This window comes from Nostoc mirabile CHAB5784, from assembly GCF_020829645.1.
Taxonomy (GTDB): Bacteria; Cyanobacteriota; Cyanobacteriia; order Cyanobacteriales; family Nostocaceae; genus Nostoc; species Nostoc mirabile.
In genome coordinates this window covers 93,103-110,892 of sequence record NZ_JAIVFS010000022.1, presented here as the reverse complement: position 1 = coordinate 110,892, position 17,790 = coordinate 93,103, and the positions used below count along the sequence as shown (strand labels likewise).

Annotated in this window: 12 protein-coding genes; 5 read left to right on the top strand and 7 right to left on the bottom strand. The window is 43.4% G+C overall.

Features of this window, described 5'->3' with window-relative positions:
• Window positions 1-199: 199 nt before the first annotated feature.
• Window positions 200-1,462 (bottom strand): HhoA/HhoB/HtrA family serine endopeptidase, encoded by a 1,263-nt coding sequence (locus LC653_RS16500; RefSeq protein WP_229495493.1) that lies wholly within the window; start codon window positions 1,460-1,462, stop codon window positions 200-202.
• A gap of 178 nt (window positions 1,463-1,640) precedes the next feature.
• Between LC653_RS16500 and LC653_RS16495 the strand changes: the two genes are divergently transcribed.
• From LC653_RS16495 to LC653_RS16480, 4 genes are all read left to right on the top strand, one after another.
• Window positions 1,641-2,561: an ATP adenylyltransferase family protein gene (locus LC653_RS16495; protein WP_229495492.1), complete on the top strand. Its 921-nt coding sequence runs from the start codon at window positions 1,641-1,643 to the stop codon at window positions 2,559-2,561.
• Window positions 2,562-3,205: 644 nt separating this feature from the next.
• Window positions 3,206-3,379, top strand: a complete 174-nt coding sequence (locus LC653_RS16490; RefSeq protein WP_229495491.1) for a phycobiliprotein lyase — start codon at window positions 3,206-3,208, stop codon at window positions 3,377-3,379.
• Between the two features lie 108 nt (window positions 3,380-3,487).
• The gene (locus LC653_RS16485) at window positions 3,488-3,826 is read left to right on the top strand and encodes a CpeR family transcriptional regulator (RefSeq protein ID WP_229457109.1); all 339 of its coding nucleotides are present in this window, start codon (window positions 3,488-3,490) and stop codon (window positions 3,824-3,826) included.
• A 459-nt stretch (window positions 3,827-4,285) separates the two neighbouring features.
• A complete protein-coding gene (locus tag LC653_RS16480) occupies window positions 4,286-5,293 on the top strand; it encodes a phycobilisome rod-core linker polypeptide (RefSeq protein ID WP_229495490.1) in 1,008 nt (335 codons plus the stop codon).
• Between the two features lie 657 nt (window positions 5,294-5,950).
• Here LC653_RS16480 and LC653_RS16475 read toward each other — a convergent pair.
• The 3 genes from LC653_RS16475 to LC653_RS16465 form a co-directional block, all read right to left on the bottom strand.
• Entirely contained in the window at window positions 5,951-6,322 is a 372-nt protein-coding gene (locus LC653_RS16475) for a type II toxin-antitoxin system PemK/MazF family toxin (RefSeq protein WP_229495489.1), read from the bottom strand.
• A complete protein-coding gene (locus LC653_RS16470) occupies window positions 6,301-6,546 on the bottom strand; it encodes a ribbon-helix-helix domain-containing protein (protein ID WP_229495488.1) in 246 nt (81 codons plus the stop codon). The genes LC653_RS16475 and LC653_RS16470 overlap by 22 nt, the downstream gene beginning before the upstream one ends.
• A gap of 310 nt (window positions 6,547-6,856) precedes the next feature.
• Window positions 6,857-12,121 (bottom strand): WD40 domain-containing protein, encoded by a 5,265-nt coding sequence (locus tag LC653_RS16465; RefSeq protein ID WP_229495487.1) that lies wholly within the window; start codon window positions 12,119-12,121, stop codon window positions 6,857-6,859.
• 62 nt (window positions 12,122-12,183) lie between these two features.
• On the opposite strand from LC653_RS16465, the gene LC653_RS16460 reads away from it, so the two are divergent.
• Window positions 12,184-12,735: a hypothetical protein gene (locus LC653_RS16460; protein WP_229495486.1), complete on the top strand. Its 552-nt coding sequence runs from the start codon at window positions 12,184-12,186 to the stop codon at window positions 12,733-12,735.
• Window positions 12,736-13,055: 320 nt separating this feature from the next.
• Here LC653_RS16460 and LC653_RS16455 read toward each other — a convergent pair whose 3' ends face one another.
• The 3 genes from LC653_RS16455 to LC653_RS16445 form a co-directional block, all read right to left on the bottom strand.
• Window positions 13,056-14,360: a P-loop NTPase fold protein gene (locus tag LC653_RS16455; RefSeq protein ID WP_229495485.1), complete on the bottom strand. Its 1,305-nt coding sequence runs from the start codon at window positions 14,358-14,360 to the stop codon at window positions 13,056-13,058.
• 499 nt (window positions 14,361-14,859) lie between these two features.
• Complete coding sequence (locus LC653_RS16450; RefSeq protein WP_229495484.1) at window positions 14,860-16,215, bottom strand: (Fe-S)-binding protein; 1,356 nt, start codon at window positions 16,213-16,215, stop codon at window positions 14,860-14,862.
• A 63-nt stretch (window positions 16,216-16,278) separates the two neighbouring features.
• Window positions 16,279-17,709 (bottom strand): FAD-binding oxidoreductase, encoded by a 1,431-nt coding sequence (locus LC653_RS16445; protein WP_229495483.1) that lies wholly within the window; start codon window positions 17,707-17,709, stop codon window positions 16,279-16,281.
• Window positions 17,710-17,790: the final 81 nt, after the last annotated feature.

Sequence of the window (17,790 nt, the reverse complement as noted above, 5' to 3'; positions counted from 1 at the left end):
GAGTTCACTGGCTTCGCTTTTCTTCAATCCATCTAACTCGATGGATTGGATCACCATAAGAGCGGAAATCGTAACTGTAAGGTTTAGCCATAGTAAATCAGGCGAGAGTCGGTCATGATAATACTTATAGTCTATGTCCTAATGGGCTAGACGGTTGCTATACTACTCAAAAATCACTCAAAATGGCTCACCACAGCGATTACTGTACTTGCGTGGGGAAAGCACCAGGTTGCACAGCTATGTTAAGACTTTGCCCATTGCGACGTAATTCCATGCGTAAATCGCCCCCGACTTGGCTATTTTCTACTGCCTTTTGAACACTGCTAGCATCTGTGACTGCTTGTCCGCCAAGCTTTTGGATCACATCCCCAGCACGTATCCCTGCTTTAGCAGCTGGTGAATTTGGCACAACTTTCACAACTAATACACCTTTATCTTCATTCACACTCAAACCGCTATTGGGATCTGAGTTGATATTTTGTTTTAGCTGAGGCGTTAACCCTACCATCTGAATTCCCAGATAAGGATGTTCTACTTTGCCTGTAGCTATTAGTTGATTGGAAATACGTTGTGCTGTGTTGATAGGAATAGCAAAGCCTAATCCTTGTGCCCCTTGGATAATTGCTGTATTCATGGCAATCACCTCGCCACGGGAATTTAGCAGGGGGCCGCCGGAGTTACCAGGATTAATGGCTGCGTCAGTTTGAATATACTCTACTCGCTTATCGGGAGCGCCGATTTGATTGCTGCTGCGTCCGGTAGCACTGATGATTCCGGTAGTTACTGTATTATCTAGTCCAAGGGGGTTGCCGATCGCGATCGCCCATTCTCCCGGTTGCAGTTGATCTGAGTTACCCAAAGCTACTGAAGGTAGATTCTCTGCCTGAACCTTGATAACAGCAACATCGGTTAATTCATCTTTTCCTAACACCTTACCTTGCAAGGTGCGCCCATCCTTGAGTGTCACTGTCACTGTATCAGCACCATCTACCACATGGGCATTAGTGAGAATCCGACCATCGGCACTAATGATAAAACCTGAACCAGTACCCCGTTCTACCCTTTCTCCTGATTGTGGCAGTTGGGAACCAAAAAAGCGGCGAAAAAACGGATCGTTAAATTCATCTGGTATCTGAGTTCTTACCGTTCGGGAAGAGTTAATCCGCACTACTGCTGGCCCGACCTTTTGTACCACCCGTGTTACAAAGTTAGGATCTGTGGCAGCTGGTAATGGAGGAGCAGCATTTACTCGATTAACTGCCAAATTAGATGCACTCTCAGACACCTGCCGAGAATGTCCAGCCATATAGCCGCCTGCTAATGTCATACCTGATCCCAGAAGCACCAGCGATAGAGAGGCGGCAGCCTTTTTCCAGGGCGCTCGATTACGGTATTTGGCTTCAGCAGTGTTATGTGAAATGCTATTTGATGGGTGTTCTCTGTCGCGAGATTCGTTTTGCATTGCTGTCTGGAAGGATATTTAGATGTATTACTAATGTAGATATGATTTGTGACAGTTTTGTTGCGGAGGTATTGCGTTGTTGTGAAAGCTTTAGTATTTTACTGAACCGTATTGGAATATAGTCATTCGTAGAGGCGCACAGCACTGCGTGTTCTATACTATGCCTGAAGGAATAAAAATGGCACAGGGGAAAATTTTACTTAAACCTGGCACTTTATGGACAAGTGTTAAAGAACGAACTGAACATGCTTTGCAATGCGGGGCGCTACTGTCGATTCCGACAGAATTTGAATTTGTAGAACAGGAGGGCGTGCGGTTTTTAGTGCGGATTTTGTCTAACCTGAGTCGCAAAAATGCAGCCAAGGAGAAACAGGAAAAACAATCTGCTACTTCTGGTCAAGAGTTTAATCCTTTTTTGCCTTACGAAGAGGATTTATTTGTGGCGGATATCTCCGAGACTCATGTATGTATTTTAAATAAATTCAATGTTGTTGATTATCACTTGCTAATCATCACCCGTGCCTTCGAGGAACAGGAAAGCTTACTCACCCTGGAAGATTTTACAGGTATGTGGGCATGTTTAGCTGATTTCGATGGTTTAGCATTTTACAACAGTGGTAAAACCGCAGGTGCTAGTCAGCGACATAAACATTTGCAATTAGTGCCGCTACCACTTGCACCTTCGGGGCCGCAGATACCTATTGAACCTCTGCTAACAGCAGCACAATTTCAAGAATCGATACCTTCTGGTGCATCCGCTACGCCAACGGTAGGCTTTACCAACGCAATACCAAAACTTCCTTTTGTACACGCTTTCGCACCATTAAATCCCCATTGGGTGCGATCGCCATTCGCAGGAGCACAAGCAACTTTGGAAGTTTATCATACATTGCTACATTCTGTGGGATCTGGTGCTTACAATCTGCTAGCAACACGAGAATGGATGTTGATTGTACCGCGATCGCAGGAGCATTTCCAATCTATCTCTGTGAATTCATTAGGATTCGCTGGTGCTTTACTAGTGCGAAATCCAGTAGAAATGGAGATTCTCAAAGCCCAAGGCCCGATGACTATCCTCAAGAGTGTTGCTGTATGCTAACTTGGTGCGATGTCTACAAGGGGCAAACGCAGATTTATCCACAACAACTCGTGATTCTTCTCTTTGCGTCCTTTGCGTCCTTGGCGGTAGCCTGCGGCAAGCCGATGCAGCGTCTACGTTAAAAAAATTGACTTTGACAAAGAGTTTTAGGCTTAACTATGGTAGGACTTACGCAAAGGCAACGTATTTTCGTCATTGCAAGCGTTGCGAACGCGAGTGCGTCTCTTAGAGTTGCAATCTCGTCAAGAGCAGGATTGCAACGCTTGACTGCGTTCCGCTCGCAATGACTAATTATCGCTGCGTAAGTCCTATATGGCTTCGGCATCGGATCAGTGCAAAAAGCTAATCTGCGTAACCGTTTGAGCAACATCAAAACATTTATAGGACGGACGACAAAATCATCAGTATCACTGAAGTTGCTTAGATTTGCCTAAGTATAGATGAAAAAGCGGCTGGGAACAACGAGGAGAATAATAACTCAGTACTTTTAACTCAGCACTGCCCCAATTATAGCTATCCAGTAACAGCACTTAGCACTTATGAATGCGGTTATGATTAATAAAGCTAGTATCTAGGCTGGGAGAATAACTTTTTAGCCAAGATACCTTTTGGATTGTAAGCTACTTTTTCAAACCACTTTTCTAATGGAAATTACTGAATTCTTTGAATTTTCAATTGGACGATCGCGATCGCACCATAGCGATCATTATCTAGCATTCGCTCACCTTGAACAAGTGCTTTCTAACACTGACATTGAGCCTCTATCCGTCGATGAGTCGGCGGTGGTAGTAGAAATCTATTTGGATAAATCTAGATAAAGGTATGGATATTGAAAGCCACAAGCAAATATTGGGGCCAACCTTTGGCCCTTTGCAGTTTGAAAAACGAGAAAGTTTTGCTGATGATTTATGTGCGGTGAGCGCTTTATGTCGATTCAGCTTGAATCTGTTAAATCTAAAATGTTACCTCTACAAGCTGAAAAAAAGATGCGCTGCTGGATTCGCAGTCGCCACTTGATTTGTTCGGGCAACTTTTTTATTTTCGAGACAGTAGAATATACCACCATTGAAAGATTCTCTCAATGTGTCGCTTCTTTAGGAGGAACAGTAATATCCGTTGAACCGATTAATAAAATTTGGATGGGTGATCATCGCCAAGTAATTTTATATCAGGCAAAAGCTAGTTTGCATACGCCTCATCATACTTTGAAACAATACTGGATAAAATCTGGTAGTGCATACACTAAATTTGATGAGCGTGTTTGAGAGTTACTATCCTGCGGAAATATTTCTGACAGGCGTCTACACTCCAATTCAAAATTAAGTTTTGAATTTTAAATACTCCCTAAGGGGGTTGACGGCTAATTGTTAATGTTTAATTGCTAATTGTTTACTATAATTAGCTATTACTTATTAACAGTTAGCCGTCTAAGTTTGTTAGAAAATGTAACTAAAAAACTCCCCAAAACTTGATAAATTAATCCTGACTGTAAAGGGAATTAAAATTTGTTAGTGCTTATATCGATTACCTATGAGGTTGCTCCAGAACAATTTGCTCAAGCCCCAAGTCTTATCAAACTTGGTTTTGTGCAGTTTCACAAAGAATTGGTATTAGCTGTACCACATAACCACTAACAAATATTTAGCTCCCATTACCTTTAAAAATATAGATTTTTAGCAAACGTCCTCAAAGCCATTAGTCACTCCTACCCACACTAACCAAGTATGCAAATCTTCTTAGACGAAGAAACCAGACGACGCCAATATCAAGCATTTCCCCAAACAGAACCCATTGAACTGTGGACTAATGCTTCAGTTGAAGAGATTGAAATTGTAATTCGGGCAGTTTATCGGCAAGTATTGGGTAATGCTTACATTATGGAAAGTGAGCGGCTCATCGTTCCAGAATCCCAACTCAAGCAAGGTATAATTGATGTCCGTGAGTTTGTGCGTCAGGTTGCCAAATCAGAGTTGTATCGCTCCAGATTTTTTGATAAAGTTTACCGCTACCGGGCGATTGAACTGAACTTCAAGCACCTGCTAGGTCGCGCTCCCGATGACTACTCCGAGACGAAATATCACAGCAACATTCTAGATGAGAAGGGTTTTGAGGCGGATATTGATTCTTATCTTGATAGCGACGAGTATCTAGATGCCTTTGGGGATAACATAGTACCATATTACCGGGGTTATAAAACTCAAACGGGCAAAAAGATATTGGAATTTACCAATATGCTGCAACTGCTGCGGAGCAATTCTAGCAGTGACAAGAACGTAGCAACGAATAATGAACCTCAGCTGGTGCGATCGCTAATTAACAACACTCCTTATGGTAGAGTGAAACTCACAGATGTTAGTGCAATACTTGCTGAAGTATTCAAGCCAAAGCCAGAAACTGCTGCTCCAGTTAATCCGTTTATTGCAGCTCAGACAGCAGCTCAAGAAGGCTTGCAGCAAAAGATTAAAGAGCAAGAAAGCCAGATTGCAACTTTGCAACAACAACTAGCAGACTTACAACCCTTTGCCAGCATCGGGACAACAAAATTCAGTAGTAGTTTGCAGTCTTCCAGTTCCGTTAGCAGCACTAAGGAATATACATCTTTGCAACAGCAAGCTGACGCGCAAGCAAAACAGATTGCAGCTTTGCAAGAGCAAATTGCTGATGCTCAACGGTATGCCACAATTGGAGAAGCCCGGTTGAATAAGTGGCGCAGTCGTGTTTTTAATGGCTAATTTCTCTACTGTTTAGTTTTGTAGTGGCGTGGCAAGGCTAAAATGTTGCAAAAATAATGTAGGTTGGGTGGAGGCTTTGCGTAACCCAACATCCTGATATATGTTGGGTTGCGCTCCGCTCCACCCAACCTACGTCTACGTTTAATGCACTATTTTAAGCTTGCCACGCTAGTAGTAGCGTGACAAGCCTTAAATAGTGCATACAATTTAACTCTTGTGGGGTGGGCATCTTGCCCGCCCGGACGGGCTTCTAGCCCGTCCCACAAGAAAACCATAATGCAACATTTTAGCCTTGTCACGCCAGTAGTAGCGTGTCAAGGCTAAAATGTTGCAATAAATTAGCGCTAAAAACATTGAATTTAAAAGTTCAAAGCCCATTTTATAATGCACAACTTTAGCCTTGACACGCTAGTAGTAGCGTGTCAAGGCTAAAATGTTGCAATAAATTAGCGCTAAAAACATTGAATTTAAAAGTTCAAAGCCCATTTTATAATGCACAACTTTAGCCTTGACACGCTAGTAGGGTGCGTTACGCCAAAGACTAACGCACCGCTTTTGCAAAAATTAAAGAGGTAGCGTAGTTTACCGCCGTAGGCATCGCATGAAATAATTCTAGAAAGTCCGTAGAGGCTGACTCGGCTTGTGTAAGACCTTGCCTCAAAGTTTCACTAGACCAAGGCTGATTTGAATAGCTCTATCTACCTGTGCGATCGCTTCTGGACGCAGAATTCCCAAACGTTTAATCAGCCTTTGCTTGTCAATTGAGCGAATCTGATTGAGAAGTACAACCGAATCATCTTTCAAACCACCTTCTGGTAGTCTAATCAGCACTTCAGTAGGATACAAAGGTTCTGTAAACTTTGAAGTGATGGCAGCTACAACTGTGATTGGACTATGTTCGTTAGAAACATCATTTTGCAAGATTAAAGCTGGGCGTGTTTTTTTTATCTCTGCACCAATAGTTGGATCGAAATTGACTAAGTATAATTCACCGCATTTGGGGTAGTTTACTTTTCGTTTTTGTGCCACAATTCTTCTTCCAAGTCAAACCATTCTTCTACTAACCCCAAATCGCGTTCTGCCCGTTGGATGGCTCCCTCTTTTAACTGTTCTCTAAGATTGACTAAGGCTTTTTGAGCAATATAGTATTGCACAGCTTCGTTAATGAATCGACTGCGATCGCCTTTTTCAATGACTTGATCAATTAGTTCAATTGTCTCATCTGGCAAAGTGATGTTAATCTGGCGATGCATGATTTATTACTTTATCTTGCACGGTAATTTTATTGTACACATCTAAAAGTATTGGGCAAGTAGAATTCGCTACTAAGCTAAACCACATCTAGTTTGCATATCCAAAATTCATATAACTCTTGTGGGGTGGGCATCTTGCCCGCCCTAATTATGCAAGTTAAATGCGGAACAACTTACACAAACTTAGTCTGTCAAGGAATAATTGCCGAGAACATTCTCTGTAGAGACGGCGATTTATCGCGTCTCTCTAACGTGCCAATCTTTCAGATGCGATAAATCGCGTCTCTACATGAGGGCTTTTGCCAACCATCTACTTAATGTCATCGCACAGACGCTTGTCGCTCTCATTCAAATTTGGGTTATTCTGCAAATAATCATGCAGCCAATTGCAACCCCGCACCAGCAATTGGTCTAAATTCTCCACAGGCCACAACCGCGCTGTGTTGTCATAAGAAGCCGTGGCGATAGTTTTGCCGTCCGGGCTGAAACTCACACTCCTCACCCAATCTTGATGCCCTTTGAATTCTTGCAGCAGTTGCCCGTTGAGCGTCCACAACCGTGCTGTGTTGTCAGCTGATGCCGTGGCGATAGTTTTGCCGTCCGGGCTGAAACTCACACTCCTCACCCAATCTTGATGCCCTTTGAATTCTTGCAGCAGTTGCCCGTTGAGCGTCCACAACCGTGCTGTGTTGTCAGCTGATGCTGTGGCGATGGTTTTGCCGTCCGGGCTGAAACTCACACTATTGACTTCGCCTTGATGCCCTTTAAATTCTTGTCGCAGTTGCCCGTTGAGCGTCCACAACCGCGCTGTCCTGTCTTCTGATGCCGTGGCGATAGTTTTGCCGTCCGGGCTGAAACTCACACTCCTCACCCAATCTTGATGCCCTTTGAATTCTTGCAGCAGTTGCCCGTTGAGCGTCCACAACCGTACTGTGTTGTCAGCTGATGCCGTGGCGATGGTTTTGCCGTCCGGGCTGAAACTCACACTATGGACATTGCTATGATGCCCTTTGAATTCTTGCAGCAGTTGCCCGTTGAGCCTCCACAACCGCGCTGTCCTGTCTTGTGATGCCGTGGCGATGGTTTTGCCGTCCGGGCTGAAACTCACACTTGAGACTGTGCTTTGATGCCCTTGGAATTCTTGCAGCAGTTGCCCGTTGAGCGTCCACAACCGTGCTGTGTTGTCAGCTGATGCCGTGGCGATGGTTTTGCCGTCCGGGCTGAAACTCACACTTGAGACTGTGCTTTGATGCCCTTGGAATTCTTGTCGCAGTTGCCCGTTGAGCTTCCACAACCGCGCTGTCCTGTCTTGTGATGCCGTGGCGATGGTTTTGCCGTCCGGGCTGAAATTCACACCCCAGACAGCGGCTTGATGCCCTTGGAATTCTTGTCGCAGTTGCCCGTTGAGCGTCCACAACCGTGCTGTGTTGTCAGCTGATGCCGTGGCGATGGTTTTGCCGTCCGAGCTGAAACTCACACTTAAGACTTCGCCCTGATGCCCTTGGAATTCTTGTCGCAGTTGCCCGTTGAGCGTCCACAACCGCGCTGTCCCGTCTTTTGATGCCGTGGCGATGGTTTTGCCATCCGGGCTGAAACTCACACCCCAGACAGAGGCTTGATGCCCTTTGAATTCTTGTCGCAGTTGCCCGTTGAGCGTCCACAACCGTGCTGTCCTGTCTTCTGATGCCGTGGCGATGGTTTTGCCGTCCGAGCTGAAACTCACACTTAAGACATAGCCATGATGCCCTTTGAATTCTTGCAGCAGTTGCCCGTTGAGCGTCCACAACCGTGCTGTGTTGTCAGCTGATGCCGTGGCGATGGTTTTGCCGTCCGGGCTGAAACTCACACTTAAGACACTGCCTTGACGCCCTTTGAATTCTTGCAGCAGTTGCCCGTTGAGCGTCCACAACCGCGCTGTCCCGTCTAATGATGCCGTGGCGATGGTTTTGCCGTCCGGGCTGAAACTCACACTTAAGACACTGCCTTGATGCCCTTTGAATTCTTGTAGCAGTTGCCCGTTGAGCGTCCACAACCGCGCTGTCTTGTCATCTGATGCTGTGGCGATAGTTTTGCCGTCCGGGCTGAAACTCACACTATGGACATTGCTATGATGCCCTTGAAACTGGTTACGTTCTTTAATTTTATCGAGAATACTATCCAAAGCAAAAATAGGACTGATAGCTGGATATTTTTCTAAAGGGCGACCATCTTTTACCAAAGTTTTTAACTCTTTCCCACTCTGCACTGTTGCCACCAGCGATTCTAACTCGGCATACTCAAATTGTCTTAAGGCATTAACACCTGCCCGTTCTAATTCCGTTCCTTGTTGTGCTTCTTGACGTGCTGCTTCTGCTGCTTCTGTTGCTTTCTGTGCTTGTGCAAGTCGTGCTTGCGCTTGGTTGAGCGTGGTTTCGGCTTGTTTAGCTTGAGATTCTGCTTGCTGTTGTTTTGTCGCTGCTTGTTGTAATTTTACTTCAGCAGTTTTTATTTTTTCGCTTGCCGTTTTAATGCTTTCCTGTGCTTGGGCATTTTTCTCTTGTAATTCTGAGGCTTTCTGGTTTACCTCTTCCAAGTCTGCTTTAGCAGCCAGTAAGTTTTGGTTTGCCTGTTGAGTTTTCTGTTTTGCTAATTTTGATTCTCTTTCTGCGGCTTGCTGATTCTTCTGCGCTTCTTGAAACTTTTGCTCTGCATCTTTCTTTTTAGTTTCTAATTCCTGCGCTTTATTCTGTATTGCTGCCTGTTCTTTTTGCGTAGCTTGCAAGCTTTGAGTTACTAATTGGTATTTATCTTCAGCCGTTTTAACTTTATTTTCTGCCTCTTGCTTTTTACCATCAGCATCCTTAGCAAATTGAATTTGATTCAATGCATATAAAGATGATATACCTGCAAATAATAATAGACATCCCGCTAAACCAGAACTCACTCTTAACTGCATCCGCCCTTGGCGAATTTGCCGCTTGGCTTCTTTTTGAGCATCAACTAATATCTGCTTTGCATCTTGTTCAAGCTTCAACTTCTCTTCTACTTGCAGCCGTTGTTCTCGCTCTCTAGCTAGTTCTGCTAATATTTCATTACCCTGTTGCTCACGAATGAACGACACAAGATAATCATGCACCAGTTGATAACGGTCAGCAGGGGATTCTGGTAAGAGCAATACTAACCTTGATGCCACAAAAATCTCTAAGACCAAATCTAGTTTATCAACTTCTGCTGGCAAATCTGCGGCTAACTCAGCACGAGTCTTGAGGGGACGAGTACCATTTTCATCTGTGAGTAAATATAAAACCAGTCGTGCAACTTGTTCATTCTCCGCACCACAATCTGTAATTACTTCTTCTAAAAATCGCTCAACCAGTTTTTCTTTAGTACCAAACTGACGATACTTGTCTAAAGTTGTAATTTTATCAGTTTGTAATTGCGTCCCCACAATTTGTAACTCAATTGGGCGAACCTCCCCCAATTCGCCTGCTAAATCCCGCACTAATTCATCAATCAGTGCAGGCTCTAGATAAAAGTGAGAGCGTTCTGTTAAACTTTGCACAACTGCCATAGCATCGGCTGGCGAAAAGTTCCCCAAATAATAGCGAATATTTTTATCGAGAATATTATTATTAATTGCAGTCAAATTAAACAGACGGTCTAACTCTAATAAATAATGTAAATAATCTTCCCGCAAAGACAGAATTACCTTGATAAAAGGAATATCTAGACAAACTCGCAAAAACTCATAAAATGCTCGTCGTTGACTTTGGTCTGGATAAACGAAGAAAAACTCCTCAAACTGGTCAAACATTAAAACCGTCAATAAATTTCTGTCAGCATTTTTCCGCAATTGTCCTAAAATAGCGGCTGAAGAATCAAGATTAACAGATAATGGATTACCTCTGACTTCCTCAAAAGCCTTAGCCAAAGACCGCCCCAACATTCCCACCCAATCTGTATACACTCGCAACAAAACAGGTAAAGCATCTCGCTCACCAATTGCTTGCTGTTGCAATGCTGGGATTAATCCACCCTGCAAAATCGAGCTTTTACCCACTCCTGACTGACCATGAATTACAGTCAATTTATGCTCAGTGCCGCCAATTCTTTCTCGCAACCGCTTCACATCTTGTCCCCGACCAGAAGCGGCAATTTCTTGAGCAATGGTTTCAGGATTTTCAACTTGCAACTGTGCAGAATTAATTGCTTGTCGCTGCGGGTTGAGATAAGATGCACCAACAAAAGCGCGGAAACCATACTGCTGTTCAATTTGTAATTGCTCTTGTTTAATATAAAAAGCCTTAAGATATTCACCTTGCTCAAAGTAGAGTAAGCTTAACCTTTCTAATATAGATATATATAATTGTGGGTTGTACTGATGATTACTTTCAATTTTCGCAGTTTCTAAATTACTAATTGCTGCTTGAACTTGACCTAAACCCTGTTGCGATTTAGCTAAAAGAAACCGATATGATCCAAATTCATCTGGTTGTAAATTAGGTAAATGGGCTAATATTTGCAATGCTTGCCCTGCGAGTTGATTAGCTTCATCCCAGCGTGACTGCTCTAAAGCTACTTCTGCCAAAAAACCATAATCTTTAGCCAATTGCAACGGTGTGCCATAATTTTGATGTAGCGACAGAGATTTTTCCACAAGGCTTTGCAACTCTGACCATGCTTGTAAATGTCGCAGCACTTCACCCAGTTTAGTAATATGTTTTGCAACTAAATCTGAACGTTGTGCTTGTTCAAAAATCTCAATAGCTTGCTGAAGAGAATTTTTAGCTTCTTGCCAATATCTGATATTCTCTGCTTGATTTTTTTCAGCTTGGCGCTCATCCGCTAAAGCAATATTAACAAGTAATATACCTTGTCGTTCTAAATCATTACTTTGTTGCCAAAAACTCAAACTCTGTTGATAGTGTTCTGTAGCAGCATCTATCCGGTCATGTAGATAATCATTGAAGCCAAGCACAAATTCTAAACTTGCTTGAAGTGCTGGTTCTAATACTTCTCCTCGATTTTGCAAATCTTGACGAGCGGTTTCTAGTTCCCGGCACATTTGGGGATTGGGCGTGATATCACCTGCAAAAATTTCATCAGTTTTTTGCTGAAAGAAGTTGATTAACTCATCGGTAGGGTTTTCAAACTCAATGATAGTTGCCCAATTTTCTAAATCAGTTGCTAATCGAATAAATTTTTGCAGAACTGAATCATTAACCCACAACAATATCGGCAACAGGAAGTTCTTTCTAAACTCCTCCCGTACTTGGTTAGCTGAAGTCAGAACTGTATCAATATCTTTAACCGACTCCAAACCAAAAATCATCAATGCAGGTGGCTGTTCATCTAAGAGTTGTTCGCGTATATTTGTGTAAAGCGTTTTGACTGATGCAGGTAAGGTAATTTGGCAAATCTGTACAGCAGATAATTGGTGCAGACGTTCTACCATACACTGACGTAAAGCAGCATAGTTACAACGCAGCAAAATCAGCGAAAATCCTCCCTGAGAAAGGGTAATTGTTCGCACCAGAGTTTGCAATGATAGCTCATTGTCAGGGGCTAAATTCTCTGGCTCTTGCTGATTACTCATAACATAAATAATTTATTTTATACTACAATCCGCTTGGGTTAAGAAAAATAGAAACCCAACAAATGGTTAATAATGTTGGGTTTCACTTCGTTCAACCCAACCTACACCTAGAACCGCTTCCATTAAAGTTGGAACCGCTCCCGTTAGAGTTGGAACCGCTCCCGTTAGAGTTGGAACCGCTCTCGTTAAAGTTGGAACCGCTCCCGTTAGAGTTGGAACCGCTCCCGTTAGAGTTGGAACCGCTCCCGTTAAAGCTGGAACCGCTCCCGTTAAAGCTGGAACCGCTCCCGTTAGAGTTGGAACCGCTCCCGTTAGAGTTGGAACCGCTCCCGTTAAAGCTGGAACCGCTCCCGTTAGAGTTGGAACCGCTCCCGTTAGAGTTGGAACCGCTCCATTTTAATAATGATACAAATACGTTGGTAGAGGCACAGCAATGCTATGTCTTAACGTTAAAAGGGCGGTTAGAAACCAATACGCTTGGGTTAAGGATAATCGTAGGTTGGGTGGAACGTAGTGAAACCCAACAAACCCGCGAAAATGTTGGGTTTCGTTCCTCCACCCAACCTACGCAGTTTATGGTTTTTGCGCTAACTGAACTGTATTGGGTTAGATAATCGTAGGTTGGGTGGAACGTAGTGAAACCCAACAAACCCGCGAAAATGTTGGGTTTCGTTCCTCCACCCAACCTACGCAGTTTATGGTTTTTGGCGCTAACTGAACTGTATTGGGTTAGAAACCGCACGCCAGTTGCTTCAAGTCGGCAGAGCCGCCCAACACACTGGCTCGTCTACACAAGCAAAACCCACCTCCGTGGGTTTCAAACCCTCAATTTTTCTTTAGTCCGCGGAGGCGGACTTTGTTTGTGTAGCCGCGAATTCCATTCGCTCTGGCTCTAAGTTGACAAGCATAAGCATTACTACGTCTCTACATTGATTCATAACCTAAATTCTTTGGCTTCAGCCAAAATCGGATTGATATCAAACCAAGAACCATCTTCATTCCGGTATTCAAATACAAACATACTGCGGAGCAAAAGTTCGTATCTTTCATGACCTCTTAAGCTTTTCTCTTGCGCCACCTCACGCAGTAATTCCCATTCATCGGGCGTAATTGCCAAAGTTAGCTCATTGCGGCGTTGTTTAATCACTCTATTTACGCACTCTTGTGACAAAGGTGGGTCTTCTTGCTGAAGACAGCGAAATAATAACATTAACAAGTTACGCAAATGACCGCCGCTAACTAAGCACAGCCTTTCTAAACTATCAGGACTATCAAAAACTTCAGTAATTAAATTCTGACTTTGTTCCCAACTAACACCAGGAAAAGCCCTGGTCATAACCATCTGTTGCAGCAGCGTGATTCCTTGTGAAAATTGCGAACCATCTTGTAGTTGCACCGGAACCATTGGTAAAACCTTGGGGTCTGCGCCAAAGCGATTTGTTAACCTGCCTAAAGCGTTGGAAAAAATCAACACTAACGGAATTGTATAAACAACATGACAATTTAGCTGGTTTAACTGTTCACCCCGTTCAACAAAGAGATATTCTGGCTGGTAATGACCGGAAGGCTTTAAAGAATTATCCACTCGGTCGAGATTATCTATAATTACCACCAGTCCTTTTTTACCTTGCTGCTTCAGTTTTTCTCTAGCAGGCTTGAGCAATTCTTTGTTGATTGATTCTAAAATGCCATTGGTACGCGGTTCTAGATATTGCCGTAACTGTCCGCGAAGTTTAGGACTGTCTTTAGTTTTGGCGGTAATCTTGGCAATACCTACAGATAATTCAGCCTCAACCCCAATGTCTAGCGGCGTTTGCAAAAACTCTGAAATTTCCGTAAATAGATTTTTAAAGTATCCTGGTTTAAGATTAATTTTTATTGCTTCTAGACTTTGACTCACCTCACGAGCTACCGCCAGTAAAATATCTGTAACATCAATATCAGCCATATCTAGGCTTTGGCTAGACTCGAAATAAACCACATGAAATCCCTGCTGCTCTAACTCTGCCTTTAACCGCAGTAATTCAGTGGATTTGCCACAACCGATATGTCCGGTAAATAATTGACAAGTAGGTTGCTCTGGTGCAAGGCGGGTGATAGTTCGCCCAAGTTCTTCAATAATCTTGGCACCACGCACTTTAGAAAAATCAATATAATATTGTCTATCCTCCGGTTTGCTGACAACCAGAGTTTTACTGGGGTTGCAAGCTTGAAAAAACCTGACTAAATCTAGTTTCATCACAAATCACCCGAAATTAGGCTGACACTCTTGCTCATTTCAGTGATTATACAGACGATAAAGCCGCTATTTCGGAAAGACCTTTTTTAGATTGACTGATTATTTATGTCTGCTCAATTAACCAGAATTAAGAAGAACCCAACCCCGCAAGCGAGGCTACGGTGTACACACAAGTCGAAAAATTCTCTACCCACATTTTTGTCAGAGTGAAACTGTCACACTTACCGACATCCCGCCCAGAACTGAAGTTCAGGGCTGATAACTGAAGTCCACTCAAGTGGACTGAATTAATCATTTAGTCCACTTGAGTGGACTTTAGCTATGAGACTCGGAATTCATTCCGAGGCGGGATAGAAACGCAGTGCCAGATTTATTAATAAAGATATAACTGCGGCAAGACTTGTGTGTACACCGTAGCCAAGCGAGGAGGGGAGCAAAAACGTAGCTTCGACTCTTTGCTTTAAAATCAATGATAAGATGTCTACCCGACAAAAAATGTCTACAATTTCAACTTTTCACCGCGAATCGAATAATCTAACAACTCCATCGGGTGAATAACTGAAATCTTCTTACCTTGCAACTGCAAATGCTTCGTAATTTGCAAAGTACACCCCGGATTAGCAGAAGCAATTAACTCAGCACCAGTATTCAACAAATTCTGCACTTTTTGCCGACCTAATTCTTCAGAAACTTCTGGTTGCAGCATATTATAAACCCCAGCACTGCCACAACATAAAGCCGCATCTATTGGTTCTCTCAACTTCACCCCTGGAATTTGCCGCAATACCTGACGCGGTTGCACACTAATCTTTTGTCCATGCAATAAATGACAAGCATCTTGATAAACTAAATTCAAGGGTTTATCAGTCAGTGGGGAAAGTTTAGCTGTTAACCCAATAGTTGCCAAAAACTCTTGAGCATCTTTAACTTTAGCTGCAAAATCCTTTGCTTTTTCCCGATATTCTGGGTCACTTTCTAAAATGTGACCGTATTCTTTCAAAGTATGACCGCAACCAGCAGCATTGATAATTACAAAATCGACATCAGTCTTAGCAAAACTATCAATCATCTGCCTTGCTAAAGCTTTTGCTTGTTCTGTTTGTCCTTGGTGTTCGGGAAGCGCTGCACAACAACCTTGAGATTTCGGAATCACAACTTCACAACCATTCGCTGTTAAAACCCGCACTGTTGCTTCATTCACTGGGGAGAAAAACAGCCGTTGCACGCAACCCAAAATCATCCCAACTCGGTAGCGCTTCTCACCTTGGGCGCGAATAACAGTAGGCAAATTATCCTGAAAAGATTTGAGAGTAATTTCTGGCAGAATTGATTCCATTGCTGCCAAACGGGGCGATATTCTATTGAGTAAACCCGTAGCACGAAAGAATTTAGCAAATCCCAACTTTTGATAAACCAACAACGGAACTAATAAAACCCGTAAAAGGTTAGGATAAGGAAACAAAGAAAATATCAGTTGACGAAATAACTTGTCTGGTAAACTGCGAGGATAATTTCGTTCAACTTGATGACGAGTTGCAGAAATTAACTTGTCATACTGCACACCAGAAGGACAAGTACTCACACAAGCAAGACACCCCAAACAAGAATCAAAATGTTCTACAGTTGCCGTATTTAGAGCAATCTCACCCTCATTAATTGCATCCATTAAATAGATGCGTCCTCTAGGAGAATCCATCTCCTTACCCAGCACCCGATAACTCGGACAAGTCGAGAGACAAAATCCACAATGTACACAACTATCAATCAACTTTGGGTCAGGCGGATGATTAACATCAAACCCCTTCAAATTCTTTAAACTAGCCGTATTATTAACAGAATTTTCTGAAACTTGCATATTTCTTCCTTTCCCCTCTCTATCTCAGCGTTCTCTGTGTCTCTGCGGTTCGTTTTCTTAAAACTAAATTCCACCCACAAACCGCCCAGGACTTAAAATATTCTTACTATCAAACTGTTCCTTAATACGGCGCATCAACGGCAAAGCATTGCCCGTATAACCCCAAACATCTATTTGTTCTTTAACCGCCACTGGTGCTGACAGAATTGTTAAAAAACCACTACTCGCTTGAGTGCGTAGGCGCAGCCCGCCGTAGGCATCGCTCCCAGCAAAGCGTAGCTCATCGCGCACTTTCAAAACTTGATTTTTATCCTTTAATTGTAACAAACCCAAACCACTACTTATATGAATTAAACCCAACTCCACCTGATTTAAAATCTCCACGGCAGCAGTAGGTAACACTCCTATTTTGCAAGTAATTACAGATTCTGTGGCACTAGTATGGATTCGTTCTTGCAATCTCTGCCATAGATTAGCCTCATCACCCTCGGCAAAAATTGCCCCATCTAAACCTAACTTTTGCCCAACTTCCAAAACTCGGTTTGACTGTTCCTTAACACTCTCACTAATACTTTGAAAGCGGGCAATTAATCCCAGTCCTTGGCCCAAACCTAAGCTGGAAACCAGTTTAGTTGATAGCAAATCAGCCTGAACTGGTGTTAACGCCGAACCTCGAAGGATATCAGCCGCTTGAGATACAGCCTCTGCATTACCCGTTAGTACCACCGTCCCCGATGCCTCTGGTAGCGGATACACGCGGAAAGTTAGTTGACTAATAAAGGCTAATGTGCCATAAGACCCAGTAAGCAACTTCATCAAGTCATATCCGGCAACATTTTTGACTACTCTTCCCCCAGCTTTAGCGACTTGGCCATCAGCACGTACAAAGGTAATACCTAGTAGCTGGTCGCGCACACTACCATAACGTTGCCGCAGAGAACCTGTATCACCTGTGGCAACAATACCGCCAATGGTTGCTGACTCTGGTGTTGTGGGGTCAAGAGCGAGAAATTGCCGCGATTTTGCCAAAAGTGCTTGCAAATTAGAGAACTTCATCCCAGCTTCTACCGTGACAGTCAAATCACCAACAGCGTGTTCAATCAGTTGGTTCATGCGTTCTGTACTAACTACAACATCAACGCCCTTAGCTAAACCGCCCCAGCTAAGTTTACTGCCACTACCACAGGGGAGGACACGCCAGTTGTTAGTGTGAGCTGTAGCGATGACTGCGGCTAACTGTTGTTGAGTGCGGGGATAGACGATACAACTGGGAGAATTTCCAGAAGCGTAGACGCCTTGCGGTGAGCCAGCGCGGTCTTGGGGGTTTCCCCCATGAGCGACTGCGAACCCGAAGGGCTTCTCCTTAGAGATCGCCTGTTGGATAAGTTTTTGCTGCCCTAGTTCGATATTTTCCCAAAGGCAAACAGCATTTTCTTCACCGACAATAGATGCAAAATAAGAAGCGTAGACGCCTTGCGGCAAGTCGTTAGACATCGCTTTGATTCAGTTTATTTTTTTACGCCTTATATCTAAAATACTTGCTAAATTGACCAAAAAAGCGGATTGCCATCAATA

Bases quoted from the DNA above. Each gene is read 5' to 3' on its own strand.
- LC653_RS16480 (WP_229495490.1), top strand. From the start codon at position 4,286: ATGCAAATCTTCTTAGACGAAGAAACCAGACGACGCCAATATCAAGCA.
- LC653_RS16500 (WP_229495493.1), bottom strand. From the start codon at position 1,462: ATGCAAAACGAATCTCGCGACAGAGAACACCCATCAAATAGCATTTCA.
- LC653_RS16445 (WP_229495483.1), bottom strand. From the start codon at position 17,709: ATGTCTAACGACTTGCCGCAAGGCGTCTACGCTTCTTATTTTGCATCT.
- LC653_RS16455 (WP_229495485.1), bottom strand. From the start codon at position 14,360: ATGAAACTAGATTTAGTCAGGTTTTTTCAAGCTTGCAACCCCAGTAAA.
- LC653_RS16495 (WP_229495492.1), top strand. From the start codon at position 1,641: ATGGCACAGGGGAAAATTTTACTTAAACCTGGCACTTTATGGACAAGT.
- LC653_RS16490 (WP_229495491.1), top strand. From the start codon at position 3,206: ATGGAAATTACTGAATTCTTTGAATTTTCAATTGGACGATCGCGATCG.
- LC653_RS16485 (WP_229457109.1), top strand. From the start codon at position 3,488: ATGTCGATTCAGCTTGAATCTGTTAAATCTAAAATGTTACCTCTACAA.
- LC653_RS16465 (WP_229495487.1), bottom strand. From the start codon at position 12,121: ATGAGTAATCAGCAAGAGCCAGAGAATTTAGCCCCTGACAATGAGCTA.
- LC653_RS16470 (WP_229495488.1), bottom strand. From the start codon at position 6,546: ATGCATCGCCAGATTAACATCACTTTGCCAGATGAGACAATTGAACTA.
- LC653_RS16460 (WP_229495486.1), top strand. From the start codon at position 12,184: ATGGTTAATAATGTTGGGTTTCACTTCGTTCAACCCAACCTACACCTA.
- LC653_RS16450 (WP_229495484.1), bottom strand. From the start codon at position 16,215: ATGCAAGTTTCAGAAAATTCTGTTAATAATACGGCTAGTTTAAAGAAT.